This window comes from Amycolatopsis sp. NPDC005003, from assembly GCF_053600695.1.
This window is the reverse complement of sequence record NZ_JBSGAI010000045.1, coordinates 67,113-86,072: the sequence shown is the minus strand read 5'-3', so window position 1 is coordinate 86,072 and position 18,960 is coordinate 67,113. Positions and strand designations below refer to the sequence as shown.

18 protein-coding genes are annotated in these 18,960 nt (G+C 70.8%); 4 read left to right on the top strand and 14 right to left on the bottom strand.

The features are described from left to right. Window positions 1–2,099, bottom strand: a 2,099-nt coding sequence (locus tag ACWED2_RS38585; RefSeq protein WP_449695457.1) for an ATP-dependent Clp protease ATP-binding subunit, incomplete at its 3' end; no start/stop codon positions are given. A 363-nt stretch (window positions 2,100–2,462) separates the two neighbouring features. Here ACWED2_RS38585 and ACWED2_RS38580 point away from each other — a divergent pair. Continuing rightward, window positions 2,463–3,275 (top strand): (2Fe-2S)-binding protein, encoded by an 813-nt coding sequence (locus ACWED2_RS38580; protein ID WP_449695456.1) that lies wholly within the window; start codon window positions 2,463–2,465, stop codon window positions 3,273–3,275. Between the two features lie 715 nt (window positions 3,276–3,990). Here ACWED2_RS38580 and ACWED2_RS38575 read toward each other — a convergent pair. Beyond that, window positions 3,991–4,563: a TIGR03086 family metal-binding protein gene (locus ACWED2_RS38575; RefSeq protein ID WP_449695455.1), complete on the bottom strand. Its 573-nt coding sequence runs from the start codon at window positions 4,561–4,563 to the stop codon at window positions 3,991–3,993. Window positions 4,564–4,598: 35 nt separating this feature from the next. Here ACWED2_RS38575 and ACWED2_RS38570 point away from each other — a divergent pair, with 35 nt between their 5' ends. Further along, complete coding sequence (locus tag ACWED2_RS38570; RefSeq protein WP_449695454.1) at window positions 4,599–5,459, top strand: AraC family transcriptional regulator; 861 nt, start codon at window positions 4,599–4,601, stop codon at window positions 5,457–5,459. A 146-nt stretch (window positions 5,460–5,605) separates the two neighbouring features. Here ACWED2_RS38570 and ACWED2_RS38565 read toward each other — a convergent pair whose 3' ends face one another. Next, window positions 5,606–5,956, bottom strand: a complete 351-nt coding sequence (locus ACWED2_RS38565) for a histone-like nucleoid-structuring protein Lsr2 (protein ID WP_410593304.1) — start codon at window positions 5,954–5,956, stop codon at window positions 5,606–5,608. A gap of 145 nt (window positions 5,957–6,101) precedes the next feature. Continuing rightward, window positions 6,102–7,613, bottom strand: coding sequence for a lysine--tRNA ligase (lysS, locus tag ACWED2_RS38560; RefSeq protein WP_449695453.1), 1,512 nt, complete (start codon window positions 7,611–7,613; stop codon window positions 6,102–6,104). Window positions 7,614–7,691: 78 nt separating this feature from the next. Between lysS and ACWED2_RS38555 the strand changes: the two genes are divergently transcribed. Next, window positions 7,692–8,444 carry a class I SAM-dependent methyltransferase gene (locus tag ACWED2_RS38555; RefSeq protein WP_449695452.1) on the top strand — a complete coding sequence of 251 codons (753 nt, stop codon included), beginning with the start codon at window positions 7,692–7,694 and terminating at the stop codon, window positions 8,442–8,444. A gap of 7 nt (window positions 8,445–8,451) precedes the next feature. Here the strand turns inward: ACWED2_RS38555 and ACWED2_RS38550 are convergent, their stop codons facing one another. From ACWED2_RS38550 to ACWED2_RS38520, 7 genes are all read right to left on the bottom strand, one after another. Next, a complete protein-coding gene (locus ACWED2_RS38550) occupies window positions 8,452–9,228 on the bottom strand; it encodes a type III pantothenate kinase (RefSeq protein ID WP_449695451.1) in 777 nt (258 codons plus the stop codon). A gap of 5 nt (window positions 9,229–9,233) precedes the next feature. Further along, window positions 9,234–9,731: an aspartate 1-decarboxylase gene (gene panD / locus ACWED2_RS38545; protein ID WP_013230457.1), complete on the bottom strand. Its 498-nt coding sequence runs from the start codon at window positions 9,729–9,731 to the stop codon at window positions 9,234–9,236. Between the two features lie 9 nt (window positions 9,732–9,740). After that, a complete protein-coding gene (gene panC, locus ACWED2_RS38540) occupies window positions 9,741–10,646 on the bottom strand; it encodes a pantoate--beta-alanine ligase (protein ID WP_449695450.1) in 906 nt (301 codons plus the stop codon). Continuing rightward, entirely contained in the window at window positions 10,643–11,548 is a 906-nt protein-coding gene (locus ACWED2_RS38535) for a Rossmann-like and DUF2520 domain-containing protein (RefSeq protein WP_449695463.1), read from the bottom strand. Before ACWED2_RS38535 ends, panC begins: the two co-directional genes overlap by 4 nt. A 146-nt stretch (window positions 11,549–11,694) precedes the next feature. Beyond that, a complete protein-coding gene (locus tag ACWED2_RS38530) occupies window positions 11,695–12,798 on the bottom strand; it encodes a PrsW family intramembrane metalloprotease (RefSeq protein WP_449695462.1) in 1,104 nt (367 codons plus the stop codon). Between the two features lie 572 nt (window positions 12,799–13,370). Then, window positions 13,371–15,689, bottom strand: coding sequence for a DUF6779 domain-containing protein (locus tag ACWED2_RS38525; protein WP_449695449.1), 2,319 nt, complete (start codon window positions 15,687–15,689; stop codon window positions 13,371–13,373). Between the two features lie 69 nt (window positions 15,690–15,758). Continuing rightward, window positions 15,759–16,220, bottom strand: coding sequence for a DUF3180 domain-containing protein (locus ACWED2_RS38520; protein ID WP_449695448.1), 462 nt, complete (start codon window positions 16,218–16,220; stop codon window positions 15,759–15,761). Window positions 16,221–16,281: 61 nt separating this feature from the next. On the opposite strand from ACWED2_RS38520, the gene ACWED2_RS38515 reads away from it, so the two are divergent. Then, window positions 16,282–17,217 (top strand): helix-turn-helix domain-containing protein, encoded by a 936-nt coding sequence (locus ACWED2_RS38515; RefSeq protein ID WP_449695447.1) that lies wholly within the window; start codon window positions 16,282–16,284, stop codon window positions 17,215–17,217. An 89-nt stretch (window positions 17,218–17,306) separates the two neighbouring features. Here the strand turns inward: ACWED2_RS38515 and folK are convergent, their stop codons facing one another. Genes folK through folP form a run of 3 tightly spaced genes read right to left on the bottom strand, consistent with a single transcriptional unit; the run spans window position 17,307 to window position 18,944 of the window. After that, window positions 17,307–17,798: a 2-amino-4-hydroxy-6-hydroxymethyldihydropteridine diphosphokinase gene (gene folK / locus ACWED2_RS38510; protein WP_449695446.1), complete on the bottom strand. Its 492-nt coding sequence runs from the start codon at window positions 17,796–17,798 to the stop codon at window positions 17,307–17,309. Beyond that, window positions 17,795–18,154 (bottom strand): dihydroneopterin aldolase, encoded by a 360-nt coding sequence (gene folB / locus ACWED2_RS38505; RefSeq protein ID WP_449695445.1) that lies wholly within the window; start codon window positions 18,152–18,154, stop codon window positions 17,795–17,797. Before folB ends, folK begins: the two co-directional genes overlap by 4 nt. Then, on the bottom strand, window positions 18,147–18,944 hold the full coding sequence (gene folP, locus ACWED2_RS38500) for a dihydropteroate synthase (RefSeq protein ID WP_449695461.1): 798 nt from the start codon (window positions 18,942–18,944) through the stop codon (window positions 18,147–18,149). The genes folB and folP overlap by 8 nt, the downstream gene beginning before the upstream one ends. Window positions 18,945–18,960 lie beyond the last annotated feature (16 nt).

The following is an 18,960-nucleotide window of genomic DNA, read 5'->3' as shown; positions in this document are numbered from 1 at the left end:
ATTTCCTCGTTGACCTTCTGCTTCATCTTCTCGTACCGGGTACCGGTGTCGTTGGACCCGGCGAACCCGAGCGACACGGACTTCGAGATGTCCGAGGTGCCCAGGTTGGACGTGAAGATCAGCACCGTGTTCTTGAAGTCGACCGTACGACCCTGACCATCGGTCAGGCGGCCGTCCTCCAGCACCTGCAGGAGCGTGTTGTAGATCTCCTGATGCGCCTTCTCGATCTCGTCGAACAGCACCACCGAGAACGGCTTGCGCCGCACCTTCTCCGTCAGCTGCCCGCCCTCCTCGTAGCCCACGTAGCCCGGAGGGGCACCGAAGAGCCGTGAAGCGGTGTAGCGGTCGTGGAACTCACCCATGTCGATCTGGATCAACGCGTCGTCCTCACCGAACAGGAACGACGCCAGCGCCTTCGACAGCTCCGTCTTACCCACACCGGACGGGCCGGCGAAAATGAACGAACCGGACGGGCGCTTCGGGTCCTTCAACCCGGCCCGTGTGCGGCGGATCGCCTGCGACACGGCCTTGACCGCGTCCTCCTGCCCGATGATGCGCTTGTGGAGCTCGTCCTCCATCCGCAGCAGCCGGGTGGTCTCCTCCTCGGTCAGCTTGAACACCGGGATGCCGGTCCAGTTGGCCAGCACCTCCGCGATCTGCTCGTCGTCGACCTCGGCGACGACGTCGAGGTCGCCGTCCTTCCACTGCTTCTCCCGCTCACCCTTCTGACCGAGGAGGGTCTTCTCCTCATCCCGCAGGCGGGCGGCCCGCTCGAAGTCCTGCGCGTCGATCGCGGACTCCTTGTCCCGGCGCACGTTCGCGATCTTCTCGTCGAACTCCCGCAGGTCCGGCGGCGCGGTCATCCGGCGGATCCGCATCCGGGCGCCGGCCTCGTCGATCAGGTCGATCGCCTTGTCCGGCAGGAACCGGTCGTTGATGTACCGGTCGGCCAGGGTCGCGGCGGCGACCAGCGCCGAATCGGTGATCGAAACCCGGTGGTGCGCCTCGTACCGGTCACGCAGGCCCTTGAGGATCTCGATCGTGTGCTCCAGCGACGGCTCACCGACCTGGATCGGCTGGAACCGCCGCTCCAGGGCGGCGTCCTTCTCGATGTACTTGCGGTACTCCTCGAGCGTGGTCGCGCCGATCGTCTGCAGCTCACCACGGGCCAGCATCGGCTTCAGAATGCTCGCGGCGTCGATCGCGCCCTCGGCGGCCCCCGCCCCGACCAGCGTGTGCAGCTCGTCGATGAACAGGATGATGTCGCCGCGGGTCTTGATCTCCTTGAGCACCTTCTTCAGCCGCTCTTCGAAGTCACCGCGGTAACGGGAGCCGGCGACCAGGGAACCCAGGTCCAGGGTGTAGAGCTGCTTGTCCTTGAGCGTCTCGGGCACCTCGCCCTTGACGATGCTCTGCGCCAGCCCCTCGACGACGGCGGTCTTGCCGACGCCGGGCTCGCCGATCAGCACCGGGTTGTTCTTCGTCCGGCGGGACAGCACCTGCATGACCCGCTCGATCTCCTTGCCGCGCCCGATGACCGGGTCGAGCTTGCCCTCACGAGCCAGCACCGTCATGTTGCGGCCGAACTGGTCCAGCACCAGCGACGACGACGGGGTGCCCTCACCACGACCGCCGGAACCGGTTTCGGTGGACTCCTTGCCCTGATAGCCCGACAGCAGCTGCAGCACCTGCTGGCGGACCCGGTTCAGGTCCGCACCCAGCTTGACCAGGACCTGCGCGGCGACGCCCTCGCCCTCGCGGATCAGGCCCAGCAGGATGTGCTCGGTGCCGATGTAGTTGTGGCCCAGCTGCAGCGCCTCCCGCAGCGACAGCTCCAGCACCTTCTTCGCCCGCGGCGTGAACGGAATGTGCCCGCTCGGCGCCTGCTGGCCCTGGCCGATGATCTCCTCGACCTGCTGACGCACGCCCTCCAAGGCGATACCCAGCGACTCCAGCGCCTTGGCGGCGACACCCTCACCCTCGTGGATCAGACCCAGGAGGATGTGCTCGGTGCCGATGTAGTTGTGGTTGAGCATCCTGGCCTCTTCCTGAGCCAGAACGACCACCCGCCTCGCGCGGTCGGTGAACCTCTCAAACATGTGCACTCCCTCGACTGCTGCGCCGGCGGCCCGTTTCCATCGTGCTTTCACCCGCGATGGATTCAGCACCGTGAGACCACTCTAGTAGCCAAGTCGTCGCGCTGGCGTACCACTACGGCACTCGGCGGTCGTTTCCGCACCCGGACGTGGCATCTTCCGGGTGCTCCCATCATCAGGTTGCCCTGCACCTTTACGTCAAGCCCAACGTGCGAGGGGCCACGTGGATTCCGCCATCCGCGCGCTGTCCGCTCACCGCGAACAGTCCGCAACCTGGGAGTGACCCACCCGATTGGCGCAGCTCCCGGAAGTCTGTAAGGTTAGGCACGCCTAATCCATCTACGGCGCTTCCGAGGAGGGCCGCGGTTGAACCACCAGCGGTCCTTCCGTGACGCACGCGAGGTCGGCGACGGCCTCGCGTCGTCGTTGCGGCGCATCTCCGGCCGGCAGGACCGCAGCGAGCTGCGTCGCGACGTGCCGGCGGGCTGGATCCGCTGCTCGGAGCTGCTGGAGACACCGTCGTACTTCGGCGAGTGGCGCGGCCTCCTGGGCGACTGGCTGCTGCGCGAGCACTCCGCGGCCCCGGCCCGCACGACGGCCAGCTGGGTGCTGACGTGGTACCTCCACGTCCCGGCGTACATCGGCGCGCTGCTGTGGCACCACGAGCGCCGGGTGCCGTCGCTGAAGCCGTCGGAGCTGGCGTTCCGGTTGTCGGACGACCGCCCCCACCCGGACGGCATGGCGGTGCTGGGTGACGCGTTCCACTGCCTCCCGACGGACCCGGGCTCGGCCCGCCCGGAGGCCACGGTGGTCCGCGACGAGCGAGCACTGGCGGCGGTGCTCAGAGCCCGCTACCTGGCCTACGCGGCCCGCTTTGTCCGGGTGTACGAGCCGATGAGCGGTTTGGGCCGCCGAACCCTGTGGGCGGCGGCGACGGACGCGCTGGAGAACTCGCTGTGGTGGGCGGGCCGCCAGGGCGGAACCCCGGAGGCCGAGGGCGCGGGAGTCGCGGACGCGGCCTTGGTGCTCGACGAGCGGTACCCACCGCTGACGTCGGCGTCGACGTTGCGGTTGACGGAGGACCGCGAGTGGACACGGAGGCGCGAGAGCTGCTGCTTTTCGTACCTGCTGCCATCGTCCGACGAGTGCGACGGGTGCCCGCGCACCTGCTCGAAGTAGAGAGGGGCTGGGGTGGGGGGTCCGGCGAAGCCGGAGGGCCTTTTCGGTGACTCACCGGCGTGAGCGGCTGGCTCACCAACCGGCCTGAGCGGCTGGCTCACCAACGTGAGCGGCACGCTGCCAGCCTGACCTGCACCACCCAGACCTCCCCGCAACCCCGATCCGAAGCCCCAACACGGCCGGCAGTGCCGGGTCAAGGCACGCTTTCCCGCCTTGACGCGGTACTGCCGGCCGTAGTCACAATCCCGGCTTCGGGGTGGCGGGCACCGACCTTGCTCGTCGGCCAAAGAGACCCGGGCCACCTTCGGACGGGGAAGAGGCACCAACCGGCGCGCATGCGATTTTTGCGCGGACCAGGCCCCCAGGAGACCCAGACATCCCCCACCGCTCCCAGGGGGGCGTCCCCAGGTCCATTCTATCGACCCCCACCGGCAAAACCCGCCGATCGCCGCCTGAGGGGCCGAGCTGTCCACAGCTCAGCCCACTTGTGGAGAACTCCACTAAGGGTCCCGATCGACTCATGGGAGAACCCCACCTCGAGTCCCGATCGGCTCGCGGATAACCCCACCCTGAGTCCCGGCCGACTCATGGAGAACTCCACCCGGCGTCCGGCCGGCTCACGGAGAACCCCACCCCCGGATCCCGGCCCGCCCGCAGAGAACCCCACCCCGGTCCCGGCGGCCCGCAGAGAACCCCACCCCGAGCCCCGGCCAGCTCACGAAGAACCCCACCCCGGATCCCGCCCAGCGGCCCCCAGCGCCCGCTCCAACGGCGTAGCTCCAGGCGACACCTCCACCACCGGCCCGTAAACCCCCATCGACCGCGCCTGGTCGCCCATCGCCACCGCGGACTCGTACACCGCCGTCGCCGCTTCGGGGGCGAAGCCACACGATTGCCCGCTCGCCCGGGCCAGGTCCCACCCGTGCAGCACGAACTCACCCAGCACCATCGCGCCCACCACCGCCGACGGGATCGGGGCCGAGCCCAGCGAAGTCGTCCCCGTCCACGCCGAAGGTGCTTCGAACACCGAAACCAGCGTCTCCGTCTGCTTCTCCAGGTCCGCCCGCCAGCCGTCCGTCACCAGGCCCGACGACGCCTCGTCGGTCAGCGGTGCCGGCGGGGGCAGCCGGCGGCCCGCCGCGATCAGCCACGGGCCCCAGTACAAGAGGTGGTTGAGCAGCCCGCGGACGTCGTACCCCGCGCACGGCGTCGGCGCGGTCAGGTCGGGAACCGCGCCGGCGATCCGGAGGAATTCGGCCGCGGCCGGGCGCAGCAACGAAGCAGTCATACCGGGCATCCAAACCGGCCGCCGATCGAGGCGTCTTGAACGAACGCGACAGCTACCGTGAACCCGTGACGCACCGGATCCCGCGCGGCATCGTGGCCGAAGCCACCGCGCGCACGATGTTCACGCTGACCCGGCACGCGCCGGCGCCGGAACTCGCTGAATTCGTCGAATACCACTGGATCCTGCGGTGGGACCGGCGCGGCAAACCGCCGTACGAGCAGCGGGTGCTGCCGAACCTGTCGGTCCACGTGACGTTCTTCCCGGGCGCCTCCGGCGTCCACGGTCCGGCCCGCGACGTCTTTTCCCACCGCCTGGCCGGCCGCGTCCAAGGCCTGGGTGTGCGATTCCGGCCGGGCACCTTCCGCGCGTTCCTCGGCGGACCCGTGCGTGACATCGCCGACCGGGCCGTCCCACTCACCGACGTTTTCGGACCGGCCGCCGCAGCGGCCTCGGAATCGGTGCAGACCGCGGACGACGACGCGCAAATGGTCCGTGCGATCGACAACTTGCTGATCGCAAATCCAGTGGCGCTGTCGCCGGCCGCGCGCGAAGCGGCGATGGCCGTGGAATCAATCGCTCGTGATCCGGGAATTACCCGGGTCGCGCAACTCTGCGCGGATACTGGACTAACCACCCGCTCCATCCAGCGGATGTTCGCCGAACACGTCGGCTGCCCGCCCAAGTGGGCGATCCGGATATACCGCCTCAATGACGCAGCGCAGCGGATCGTCACAGAAGGACAACCCGATTACGCCGGTCTGGCGCTTCGGCTGGGCTATAGCGACCAGTCGCACTTCATCCGTGATTTCCGGACGGTGACCGGCCAGTCGCCTGCCGAGTTCGCCCGGACCGCCCGCGCCGCCACCGAACGGGAACCGGACAGCGATCGGACATGAAGAAAGCCGCCGGGCGAATTCGCCCGGCGGCCACCGCTGGAAACCCCACGTCAGCAAGATTGGCCACGCCACCACCTGCACTGGCGGAAAACTGCTGGTCAGCGACCCGCACTCGACCCCGCACGCGGTGGTGGCGTGAACAATCTTCAGTTCTTCTTGTGGTAAGCCTCGACGACCTCGGAGGGGATGCGGCCGCGGTCGGAAACCGCGTAGCCGTTCTTGCGCGCCCACGACCGGATGGCCTGGTTCTGCTCGCGGTCGACGGCGGCCGGACGAGCCGAACCCTTACCCGCGACGGGACGCACCGAAGCGCGCTTGCGGCCGCCCGCACGACGCGCGTGCTCGACATACTGAGCGAGCGCGTCACGCAGCTCCTCGGCGTTTTCCGAGGAGAGATCGATCTGGTAGCTGACTCCGTCCAAACCGAACTCGACGGTCTCTTCCGCCTCACCGCCGTCGAGGTCGTCGACCAGCGAGACGAGCACCTTCTGTGCCATCCGATTCCTCCTGCGGGGCTTACTCAATGATCTGGTACGGGGCAAGCCCCGGGACAGAAGTCTTTGTCTAAGACATTAGTACCCGCTTCCGGAGGGCAGCGCAAATCTCATTGCGATAACCCACTGCTATCCTCACACGGCCGGGTTATTCAGGGCGCACCAGCGGGAAGAGGATCGTCTCCCGGATACCGAGACCGGTCAGCGCCATGAGGAGCCGGTCGATCCCCATTCCGACGCCACCGCTCGGCGGCATTCCGTACTCCAGGGCACGCAGGAAATCCTCGTCGAGCCGCATGGCTTCGCTATCGCCCTGCGCGGCCAGCAGCGACTGTTCGGTGAGGCGTTCCCGTTCGACGACCGGATCGACCAGCTCGGAGTATCCGGTGGCGAGTTCGAATCCGCGCACGTAGAGGTCCCACTTCTCGGCCACGCCGGGCCGGGAGCGGTGCTGGCGCGTCAATGGCGACGTCTCCAGCGGAAAATCACGGACAAACGTCGGTGCGTGCAGGTGATCTCCGACGAGGTGTTCCCACAGTTCCTCGACGAGCTTCCCGTGCCCGAGCTTCGGATCCACTTCCAGGCCCCTGGCCTGCGCAAATCCGTGCAGTTTGGCGGCCGGGGTCTCCGGCGTCACCTCTTCGCCGAGGGAATCGGACAACGACTCGTACATTCCGAGCGTGGTCCATTCGCCGGACAGGTCGTACTCCGAACCGTCCGGCAGCGTTACGACCAGCGTGTCCAGCACCGACTGCGCGGCCTCCTGGATCAGCTGCCGCGTCATCACCGCGTTCGTGTCGTAAGTGGCGTACGCCTCGTAGTACTCGAGCATCGCGAACTCCGGCGAGTGCGAGGAGTCGCTGCCCTCGTTCCGGAAGTTGCGGTTGATCTCGAAGACCTTCTCGATGCCGCCGACGACGCAGCGCTTGAGGTAGAGCTCCGGCGCGATCCGCAGGAACAGCTCCATGTCGAACGCGTTGGAATGCGTGACGAAGGGGCGGGCCGTGGCGCCGCCGTGCAGCGTCTGCAGCATCGGCGTCTCGACCTCGGTGAACCCGCGGCGGTGGAACGACTCCCGCAGCGACCGGACCACGCCGGCGCGCGTGCGCACGACGTCCCGCGCGCGGGGCCGCATGATGAGGTCGACGTAGCGCTGGCGGACCCGCGTCTCCTCGGCCAGGTCCTTGAAGGCGTTCGGCAGCGGGCGCAGCGCCTTCGACGTGATGCGCCAGGCGTCGGCCATCACCGAAAGCTCGCCGCGCTTGGACGTGATGACCTCGCCCTGCACGAACACGTGGTCGCCGAGGTCGACGTCGGACTTCCACGCCGCCAGCGCGTCCTCGCCGACCGTCGCCAGGCTGATCATCGCCTGCAGTTCGGTGCCGTCGCCCTCGCGGAGGCTCGCGAAGCACAGCTTGCCCGTGTTGCGGAGGAACATCACCCGGCCGGTGACGCCGACCTGCGCGCCCGTGGCGGTGTCGGCGGGCAGCCCGGAATGCGCCGCGCGCACTTCGGCGAGCGAGTGCGTGCGGGGTACCTCGACCGGGTAAGGATCGATACCCTCCGCGAGGATCCGGTCGCGCTTCTCCCGGCGCACCCGCATCTGCTCGGGCAGTTCGTCTTCGGCGGGCTCGCTGGTGGAAGCGGGGTTTTCGGTCATGGCCCATAGGGTACGAACCCCCCGGACCGCTACGCCAACCGGATTACCTTTACCTTTTCGTCCATTAGCCTGGACCAGGTGAGTGATCCCACCCGTGATCAGCGCGCCTCTTCCTTCGGCAGCCGCGCCGCCGCGTACGCCCGGCACCGGCCCGATTACCCGCGGGAAGCGATCGAGTGGGGGCTTTCCGGGGCGAGCGGAACACCGCGCCGGGTGCTCGATCTCGCCGCCGGAACCGGCAAACTCACCCTGGGCCTGACCGCGCTCGGGCTCGACGTCACCGCGGTCGAACCCGACGCGAAAATGCGCGCGGAGCTCGGGCGGGCCGCGCCCTCGGTGCCGTCGCTGGCGGGGCAGGCCGAACGGATCCCGCTGCCCGACCGGTGCGTCGACGCCGTTTTCGTCGGCCAGGCTTTCCACTGGTTCGACGTCCCGGTGGCGATGACGGAGATCGGCCGCGTGCTGCGCCCGGGCGGCGTGTGCGTGCCGATGTGGAACTACGAAGACGAATCGGTGCCGTGGGTCGCCCAGTTCACCACCCTGGGCCGCGACGGCGCCCGCCGCCCGACGAGCGTCGAAGACATGCGCGAGGTGACGCACCCGGCATTCGAACCATTCGAAAGCGACCGGTTTCGCCATGTGCAACGGCGCACGGCGGACAGCCTGGTGGAAACGATCGCGACGTATTCGAAAGTGATCGTGTCGGCCCCGGAGGAGTCGGCGGCCCTGCTGGGCAGGCTCCGGCGGTTCCTCGCGGAGAACCCGGCCACCGCGGACGGCGAGTTCGACCTGCCGCTGGTCACCACGGTGTTGCGCACGCGGCGGCGATGAGGGCCGGTCAGGGCCGGATGTTGCGTTCGTAGGCCAGCCGCAGGCCGAGCAGCGTCAGCTCCGGCACGTGGTCGGTGATCGTCTCCGACTCGTCCAGCACCAGCGGCGCCAGCCCGCCCGTCGCCAGCACCGCCACCGGTTCCGCGCCGCCCGGGGACAGCTCGCGGACGATCCGGCGCACCAGCCCGTCCACCTGGCCCGCGAAGCCGTACAGGATCCCGGACTGCAGGCACTCGACCGTGTTCTTGCCGATCACCGACCGCGGCGGCACCAGCTCGACCTTCCGCAGCGCCGCCGCGCGCAACGCCAGCGCGTCCACCGAAATCTCGATGCCCGGGGCGAACGCGCCGCCCAGGAACTCACCGCGGGCCGAGATCGCGTCGACGTTGGTCGACGTGCCGAAGTCGACCACCACGCACGCCGTGCGGTGGAGGTGGTGTGCGGCCAGCGTGTTCACCAGCCGGTCCGCGCCCACCTCCTTCGGGTTGTCCACCAGCAGCGCCACGCCGGTGCGCACGCCCGGCTCGACCACGATCTTCGGGACCCCGGCGTAGTACCGGCTGAGCATCACGCGCAGTTCGCGCAGCACCGCCGGCACCGTCGACAACGCGCTGATCCCGGTCACCGCGTCCGCGTGCGGGCCGAGCAGCCCGCGGACCGTCAACGCCAGCTCGTCGGCCGTCATGCGCGCGTCCGTGCGCATGCGCCAGTCGCCCACGAGTTCCCGGCCGGACCACAGGCCCAGGACGATGTTCGTGTTGCCGACGTCGACGGTGAGCAGCAAGCGGGTCAGCTTTCCGCGTGCAGCAACGCGTCGAGGCGGCGGGCATCCGCCGTCTCGGCGACCGGGAAGATCGCCGTCTCCTCGTCCGGCGGCAGCGTCACCGTGCCGGACAGCAGGCCCGAGCCCTCCGGCGCGTGACCGGGGTCGGTGTGCCGGTGGACGATCCGGTTGTCCGCGTCGACGAACACCACGCGCGGCTGGTACGTCGCCGCCTCGGCGTCGTCCATCTGGCCGTACGAGATGAGGATGACCAGGTCACCCGGGTGCACCAGGTGCGCCGCGGCGCCGTTGATGCCGAGCACCCCGCTGCCGCGTTCCCCCTTGATGACGTAGGTCTCCAGCCGCGCCCCGTTGGTGACGTCCACAATGGACACCTGTTCCCCCGGCAGCAGGTCCGCGGCCTCCATCAGGTCTTCGTCGACCGTCACCGAACCGACGTAGTGCAGGTCGGCCTGGGTCACGGTGACCCGGTGGATCTTCGACTTGAGCATCGTGCGGTACATCGTGGACTCCTATTCCCCTGCGTCCAGCCGCTCCGGGTGTTCGACGGCGGCGCCGAGCAACACCGGAACGTTGTCGATCAGCCGGGTACTCCCCACCCGGGCCGCGATCAACAGTCGTGCTTCACCGTCGACGGGCGCGGGCCCGAGGTCGGTTCCCCTCAACTCCAGGTAATCCACCTCGACCGCGGGCCGCGCGGCGAGGGTCTTCCACGCGGTCTCGAGGACCGCGTCCGCACCGTCCCGGCCGACGAACGCCCCCGCGGTGAGGGCGGCCGACAGGACGATGGCGTCTTCGCGCTGCTCAGGCGTCAGGTAGACGTTGCGCGAGGACAACGCGAGCCCGTCACGCTCGCGCACGGTCGGCACGCCGATCACGCGCGTGTCGATGTTCAGGTCCCGCACCATCCGCTTGATCAGCACCAGCTGCTGGTAGTCCTTTTCGCCGAAGAAGGCGTAGTCCGGACGGAGCAGGTTGAACAGCTTCGCCACGACGGTGAGCACGCCGGCGAAGTGACCCGGCCGGGCGGCACCTTCGAGCTCGTCGCCGAGCGGCCCCGGGTGCACGGTCACGACGGCGCCTTCGGCGTAGAGGGCGTCCGCGCTGGGCGTGAACGCGATTTCGACGCCGTCTTCGCGCAGGATGTCGAGGTCGGCCTCGAGCGGCCGCGGGTACGCCTCGAAGTCTTCGCCCGCCCCGAACTGCAGCGGGTTGACGAAGATCGAGGTGGCCACGACGGTGTTCGGCAGCCGCTTCGCGCGGCGGATCAGCTCGCGGTGGCCGGCGTGCAGCGCGCCCATGGTCGGCACGAGCGCCAGCTTGCGGCCGACGCCGTGCAGGGCCCGGCTGACCTGGCTCATCTGCTCGGGCGACGCGAACGCGTTCAGGGTGCCGCGGCTGAATTTCGGTGTGGTCACTGGTCTTGGTGCCCTTCGGCGGGATCGTCGAGGAGTTCGGTGAGGTCTTCGGCGGCCGCGGTGTCCAGCAGCCCGGCCGCCGTCGAACGCGCCACCGTGCGCTTGGCCAGCGCGCGGTAGGCCGGCGCCACGTCCGGCGCCCGGTCCGCCAGCACCGCGAGGTGCTTGCGAACGGTGCCGAGATCGCCTCGCGCGACCGGGCCGGTGAGGGCGCGGTCGCCGTGTCGCAGCACATTATCCAATGCCGCCGAGAGCAGTGGCGCGACCAGGCGTTCGGATTGCCCGATTCCCGCCTGGCGCAACAGGTCCGCGCAGTCGGCGACCAGCGCCATCAGGTGGTTTGCGCCGTGGGCCAACGCAGCGTGGTAGAGCGCTCGCGCGGAGTCGGGGATCCGCACCGGCTCGGCACCCATCTCGACGGTCAGCGCTTCGCCGACGTGCCACGCCGCTTCGTCGTCCTCGGCCGCCGTGACGCCGATGCTGCACGCCGCCAGCCGTTCGAGGTCCTCTTCGCGGCCGGTGAACGTCATCACCGGGTGCAGGGCGAGCGGCAGGGCCCCGGCGTCGGCCGCGGGAGCCAGGACGTCGATGCCGTGCGCGCCGGAGGTGTGCACGACGATCTGGCCCGGCCGCAGCGACTCGGTGGCGACCAGCCCGCGGACCATGCCTGCGAGCGCGTCGTCGGGGAGGGCGAGCAGCACGAGGTCCGCCCGGCGGACGGTTTCGTCGGGCGGCAGGAGGGGCACGTCGGGGAGGAGGCGTTCGGCGCGGGCCAGCGAGGAAGCGGACAGGCCGGACGCGGCGACCACCGTGTGCCCCGCCCGCGCCAGCGCGGCGCCGAGCACACTGCCCACCCGGCCGGCGGAAACGACGCCGACCGCGAGGCGGGCGGGCCTCATCATCATGGCGTGCGCCTGTGGACGCTCATGGTTGGCAGACTCCCTCTGCTCTCGTTCCAGTCCCGCTCCGGGTACCGGACGACGGCGCGAGACTAACTCGGGCGAGCGCGCGCCGTTGAGCCCGGGTGACCAGCTTCACCCGGACCGGGTCACCCGCGGGCGGCCTCTTCGGCGAGGCGGGTCGCCTCCGCGCGGGCGGCCTTCAGGGTGCTCAGCAGCTCCTGCTGGCGCTGCCGGTCGGCGTCGCTGGTGAGCTCGTGCCGGTCGAGGAACGCGAGCTCCGTCACGCTCGCCTGGTAGACGGCGACGGCCTTCGCGGCCTGTTTGCCGGACTGCCGTTTCGCCTGCCGCCGCCAGGCCCGGCGGCCGGGCAGGCTGGCCAGCAGCTCGACCTCCGACGGCGCGATCCACCGCGCCGCGGCCATGTGCGGCAGCGCCGCGGCGATGATCCGCTGCTCCCGCTTCCGCTGCAGGATGACCAGGTAGACCACGCCGAGGAAGAGCGGCAGCATGATCAGGAAGTAGACGGTGAGGAACTTCGACCCGCCGAGCAGCGCGGCACTGTTCCACAGCGCGTGCAGGCACACGGCGGCGAGGTACCCGGCGACCGGCGCGACGAACTTGAGCGCCTTGGTGCTCGTCCGCGCGGCGATCCCGATCCCGATGCCGGTGAGCACGGCGAACAGCGGGTGGGTGAAGGGAGCGAGGACGCCCCGCAGGAAGAACGCGGTGATGACGCCCTGGCTGTGCCCGTCACCGAAGCCGTAGTCGGCGAACGCGCGCCCGAAGTAGTAGATGTTCTCGGTGAACGCGAACCCGGCGGCACTGAACCCGGCGTAGACGACCCCGTCCACGACGCCGTCGAACTCGCTGGACCGCCGCCAGAGGATGAGCACGACGAAGAGGGCCTTCGCGGCCTCCTCGACCACCGGAGCCGAGATGAGCGCGGCCACGGTGTTGCCGCTGCCCTGGCCGAGCAGCTCGTCCCCGACGGCCTCGGCGGTGGTGTTGATGAGCAGCGCGGTGATGGTCGCGATGCAGGCACCCCAGGCGAAGGCGAGCAGCAGGAACTTGGCGGGCTCGGGCTCCCACCGGTCGACCCAGAGGAACCCGGCGACGACGCCGGCCACGGGCACGAGCGCGGCGAGCACACCGATGGTGACGGCGAGGGGGCCGACGCGCGCGGTGGCGAGCCCGAACAGGAACAGGCCGCACAGGGCCACCACGATCAGCCCGAGCACCGGCAGCAGCACGGTGACCCGGCGAGGCCGCCGTCCGCGATCAAGTCCCGTCGCGGGCGAGAGGGTTCCGCTCACAGCGGGTCACCCTACGCAGGAGGGTGGGCGACCCGGAACGCCACCTGGCACACACGGCACGCATTCAGCCTGCCGGGCGCCGCCGGAGAGGCCGATGGCCTTCGGTGCGCCCCAAGTCGCCGCCGGATGCGACTCCAGGCGCCCTGGTCGCGCCGCCGGATGCGCCCCGATGTGGCCTTCGGTGCCTGAGATGCCTCCAAGGCGGCCTTCGGTGCTACCGCAACCACTGCGGCCTTCGGTGCGCGCCACCGGTGCATCCCAAGGCCGCCTGCCGAGCGCCGCCGGCGCGGCCTCAAGCCGCCTGCCGAGTGCCGCCGGCGCGCCCCCAAGGTGACCTTCGGTGCGCGCCACCGGTGCACCCCAGGCCGCCAGCCGAGCGCCGCCGGCGCGCCCCCAAGGTGGCCTTCGGGGCGCCTTCCATGCCCCCGCCTCCGCCCTCAACGGAGGCGATCCGCACCGCAGTGCTGAATTCCACGCAACCAGGCCGTCTTGGCTCAGGCGCGCGGGGCTCAGTCCTCCGCGCGCCGGCGGCGGCGGGGCGTTGCTCCCGTGCCGCCGTTGGCCGCCAGGAGCTCGCTCACCGAACGGCCCGCCGCGTGGGAACCGCTGCCCGGGGCCGGCTCAGGGGCCGCCCGGCGGCCGTTGCGGGCTCCGTTGTGGCCGTTCGTGCTCTGCTCCACGTCCGCCGGGTCCACCGGGGCCATGCCGCGGCGGGACATCGAAGCCCGCTCCGCGACCATGCCCTCCCAGGCCGGCGGCTCGCCGTCCGGGCGACGGCGGCGGCCTCCGCCGGGTGGCTCCGGTGCCGACGGCACCGCCGGCAGCTGCTGCGAGTCCTCCGGCTTGCGGCGGCGGCCACCCGAGCGGCCCTGGAAGTTGCGGACCGACTCCGGCAGCGTCGGGTTCGCGATCGGCGCCTCGGCCTTCGGGGCCTCCGCCGGCGCGCGGTGCGAACCACCGTGGCGGGACGGCGGCTCCTCCAGGATCGGCGACATGTCGGCCCGCGAGAACTGCTCCAGCCGCGACGGGCGGCGGCTGTCGGCCGCCGGGACCGGCGTGGTCGGCGGCACCACCGGGGGCAGGTCCGTGCGCGACGGCTGCCGCGGCGCCGGGCTCTTGCTCGGCACCGGCGTCGTCGGCGGGACGACCGGCGGGATGTCGGTGCGGGACGCCGCGGCGTCCCGCGGCATCGGCGGCTTCGGCTCGGGCGGCTTCGGCCGGTTGGGCCGCTGCCGCTCGGCGAAGTCGTCGCGGTTCTGGAAGGCCGCGCTGAGGTCCTTGACCGGCCGGATGTCCGAACGCGACATCTCGGACGGCTTCGGCGGCGGCACGCTGGCCGCCGGACGGCCCGGCACCGGCCGCGGCGACTCGGGCGCCTTGCGGGGATCGGGACGCACGCCGTTCGGCTGACCACCGACCCGCGGAATGTCCGGTCGCGACATCTCCACCCGAGGAATGTCCGGTCGCGACATCTCCACCCGAGGAATGTCCGGTCGCGACATCTCCACCCGAGGAATGTCCGGTCGCGACATCTCCACCCGCGGGATATCCGGTCGCGACATCTCCACCCGAGGAATGTCGGGCCGCGACATCTCCACCCGCGGGATATCCGGCCGCGACATCTCCACCCGAGGAATGTCCGCACGCGACGCTTCCCCGCGCGGGACGTTCGGTCGCGGCGCCGGCGGCCGCGGCATCTCCGGCCGCGGCATCTCGACCCGCGGCATCTCCGGCCGCGGCGCCTCGACCCGCGGGATGTCCGATCGCGACACCTCGGCGCGGCGCGCGGGCGGCGGCTCGGGGCGGCGGATCTCCGTCTTCGGCTCCTGCGGGCGGCGGATCTCGGTCTTCGGCTCCGACGGACGCCGGATTTCGGTCTTGGGCTCGGGCCTCGGCACGTCCCGGCGCGTCGGCTCGGCGGCGGCCTCGGGACGGCGCTCGGGCTGCTTCGCGGCTTCTTCCTGCTTCGGCAGCCGCATCGGCTGCGACTCGGCCTGGCGGCGCGCCGCCTCGGCGCGCAGCTCGGCGGCCTTGAGCTCGCGCTGCGCGGCGTTCAGCGCCGGGTCGACCGGCGGCACCGGCGGGCGGCGCTCGCTCAGCGGCTTCGGCCGGGCGATCTGCTGGGTGCTCTGCACGGAGACGTTCGCCGGCGTCTTCGGGACCGGCTTGCCGCCGAAGTCCTTGCCCTTGCCGAGGCCCTTGCCGTTGGCGGGCTTCCCGTTCGAGGCCTTGCGACGGCGCTCGTCGAGGACGCGATCGATCAGCTCGGTCGGCCGCTCGCCGCCCTCGACCACCGGCTTCTTCCCGGCCATCAGCTGAGCCGGCTTCTTCTTCGGCGCGCCGTCCGGGATGATGCGGTTCTCGTCCGACAGCTTGCGCATCCGCGTCGCCTGCGCTGTCAGCGCGACGCGTTCGAGCAGCACCTCGCCGCCGAACAGCGACTGGAGGCTGTCGCGCAGCGCGGACACTTCCGCGCGCAGCGCCTCCAGCTCCTCGCGGCCCTTGGAGTCGGCGGCGCTGCGGTTCTCGGCCTCCATCTCCAGCTCGTACTCGCGCCGGGCCGCGATCTCGCGTTCCAGCTCCAGTTCGTACACAGCCTGCGCCTCGGCGACCGCGTCCTCGCTCTGTGCCGCGCTCTTGCGGTACTTCACGGCGAGGAAAGCGCCGATCAGGGCGGCCCAGAGGGCCGCGACGATCCCCAGCCGGAGATAGCGGAGATCGTCGCTGAGCACCAGTGCGAGGGTGGCTCCGATGGCGAGGACAAAGCCGACAACGAGCCACGGCCTGCCCAAGAGGCGGCCGCGCGAGTCGTCACCCACGCCGGTCATGACTGACACCGTACCTGCTCGTAATCCGAACGAGACCTACTCGGTCCAGCGAGCGGTGGGATTCCAGCGCTAACCGGTCGTCCCGCGGGTGCGCTCACGATCGTGGTCCTGCGGGGTCCGGCAGCAGTGTTCGAGCCACAAACCCGCAGCTACCAGGGCTGCGGCGGACACGACGCCGACCGCCGCGGCGCGCGTGTCGAGGACCGCGGCGACGAGTTCGTCACGTCTGGGTAAAACATATGCGAGCGCCGCTAGCCAGGCGCCGGCCATGAACGCTCCGGCGAGTGACGAAGCCTTGGCGAGAGCCACCGATCGGGCTACCCCGATCGCGCCGACGACCCGGCCGTTCCTGATGCGGGACCGGATCGAGAAGGCGAGGACGACCTCGATCACGGCCAGCACGGCGAAGGTGACGCCGGCGAGCAGCGGCAGCTGCGGCAGCGAGCCGTAGGCGGTTTGGAACAGCAGGTAGCCGAGGCCCAGACCGAGCAGCCCGGCGACCACCAGGTCGCGGGGCCGGGTGAAGTGCATACCTCAACCGTACCGTGGAAGAGTTGACTCTCCACCGACTGGAGAGTTCATCATGCGTTTTGTGGGCACCACCGCGACCTTCACCATCGGCGAGCTGTCCCGGCGGACCGGCCTGCCGGTCAAGACCATCCGCTTCTACTCGGACGAGGGCCTCCTGCCGCCGACCGAGCGGACGGACGCCGGCTACCGGCTCTACGACGCGAAGGCGATGGCCCGCCTGGAGCTGGTCCGCACGCTGCGGGAGCTGGGTCTCGGCCTCGCCGACGTCTCGGCCGCGCTGAGCCAGTCGACGACGGTCGGCGAACTGGCGGTCCGGCACGTGGAGGCGCTCGACGAGCAGATCCGGCGGCTGCGGCTGCGCCGGGCGGTGCTGCGCGCGGTGGCCAAGCGCAATTCCGAACTGGAGGAAGTGAACCTGATGAACCGTCTCGCGTCGATGTCCGACGAGGAGCGCAAGCGGCTGGTCGACGAGTTCTGGGACGAAATGGTCGCCGGGCTCGACATCGACCAGGAGTTCTACCGCCGGATGCGCTCCGGGAAGCCGGAGCTGCCCGACGACCCGACACCCGAGCAGCTGGAGGCCTGGATCGAGTTCGCCGAGCTGGTCCAGGACCCGGACTTCCGGGCCTTGATCCGCCGCATGAGCGAAACCCAGGCCAAGCAGATCGAGGACGGCGAGTTCCAGCAGCCGGCGGAGGCCTGGCAGCAGAACTGGCCGGTCTGGGTGTCCCGCGCGGAGGAGGCGGTGGCGGCGGGCGAATCGCCCACGTCGGAGACGGGGCAAACGCTTGCGGCGGACTTGGCGGCGGCCTCGGCTCGCGACGACCAGGACCCGGCCTCGCCGGAGTTCCGGGCGGAGCTGGCGGACCGGTTCGCGATGAGCGGCGACCCGCGGGCGGAGCGCTACTGGCAGCTGCTGGCGACGATCAACGGCTGGCCGCCGGTCCCCACGGCCCAGCCCGCGGTGCGTTTCATGATCGACGCCCTGCGCGGCTGAGCGCACGGAGAGAGCAACTCGGCGACGAACCGACGGTGATCCGTAACGGTCACCGCCGGTTCACCGATGAGTCACCTTTCCGGCGGGCGTCAGCGCAGCTCGAGGTTCGTCCGGCGGACCGTCGCCACCTCGTCCGCCGGGCGGGCCTTCAGCAGGTCCGCGATCGGGCCGTGGCCCGGCAGGACCGCGGCCGGGTCGATCTCCACCCAGGGCACCAGCACGCTCGCGCGGTCGGGGGTTCCCGGGTGCGGTAGCAGCAGCTCCGGGTCGTCCGATGTCACGCCGTCCACCGTGACCACGTCGACGTCCAGCGTTCGCGGGCCCCAGCGCAGCTCGCGGACCCGGCCCGCCGCCTGCTCGGCCGCCTGGCCCGTGCGCAGCCACGCCCAGTGGTCGCGGGCCGGGTCGTCGACCACGCAGACCGCGTTGAGGAAGTCCGGCTGGTCCTCCACTCCCCACGCCTTGGTCTCGTACACGCTCGACACCGTCACCAGCGCCGGCCGGACGGCGTCCAGTGCCGACCGCAGGAACCCCAGCCGGTCGCCCAGGTTGGACCCGAGCGAGAGCACCGCACGGCTCACCGGTCGCGCCGGACCGTGACGGCCACGTCGTCGAACGTCAGCGGGATCGGCGCCGACGGCTTGTGCACCGTCACCTCGACCGCGTTCAGGCGCTCGTCGCGCAGCACCTCCTCGGCGATTTTGCCCGCGACGCTCTCGATGAGGTCGTACGGCTCGCCCGCGACGATCCCGGCCGCCAGCTCGGCCAGCTCGCCGTAGTGCAGTGTCTTGGTCAGGTCGTCCGACGCGGCGGCCGGCCCGAGGTCCAGCCACACCGTGATGTCGACGACGAACTCCTGGCCGTCCCGCTTCTCATGTTCGAACACGCCGTGGCGCCCGAACACGCGCAGGCCGGTCAGCGTGATCCGGTCAGCCATCCGTCCTCCAAGCGGCAGCCACCGCGACCGCGTCCAGCGAAGCCCCGACCTCGTGCACGCGCACGCCCCACGCACCGGCTGCGGCGGCGAGCGCGGAGATCGCGGCGGTGGCGTCCTCCCGGCCGTCCGGCGGCCGCGGCGTCCCGTCCTTTTCGGACAGCAGGCGGCCGAGGAACCTCTTGCGCGAAGCACCGACGAGCACCGGGAAACCGAGGGACAGCAACAAGTCGAGGCCGCGCAGCAACGCCCAGTCGTGCTCGGCGTTCTTCGCGAACCCCAGCCCGGGGTCCAGCACGATCGCGCTCTCGGCCACGCCGGCCGCGAGCGCTTCGTCCACTCGGGACAACAGTTCGGCCCGCACGTCCGCCACGACGTCCCCGTACTCGGCGAGCGCCTGCATGTCCTTGCTGTGCCCGCGCCAGTGCATCAGCACCCACGGCACGCCGGTCTCGGCCGCGACGCGCGCCATGTCCGGATCGGCCAGCCCGCCGGAGACGTCGTTGATGATGTGCGCCCCGGCTTCGAGCGCCGCGGCGGCGACGGCGGCCCGGGTGGTGTCGACCGACAGCGCCATCCCTTCGGCGGCCAGCGTCTTGATCACCGGCAGCACGCGCTGCAGTTCGGTCTCGGCGTCCACCCGGGACGCCCCCGGCCGCGTCGACTCGCCGCCGACGTCGATCAGGTCCGCGCCCCGCGCCCACATCTCGCGGGCGTGCTCCAGCGCCTGGTCGAGCCCGAGGTACCGGCCACCGTCCGAAAAGGAATCGGGCGTCACGTTCAGCACGCCCATCACCACGCACCGGCCG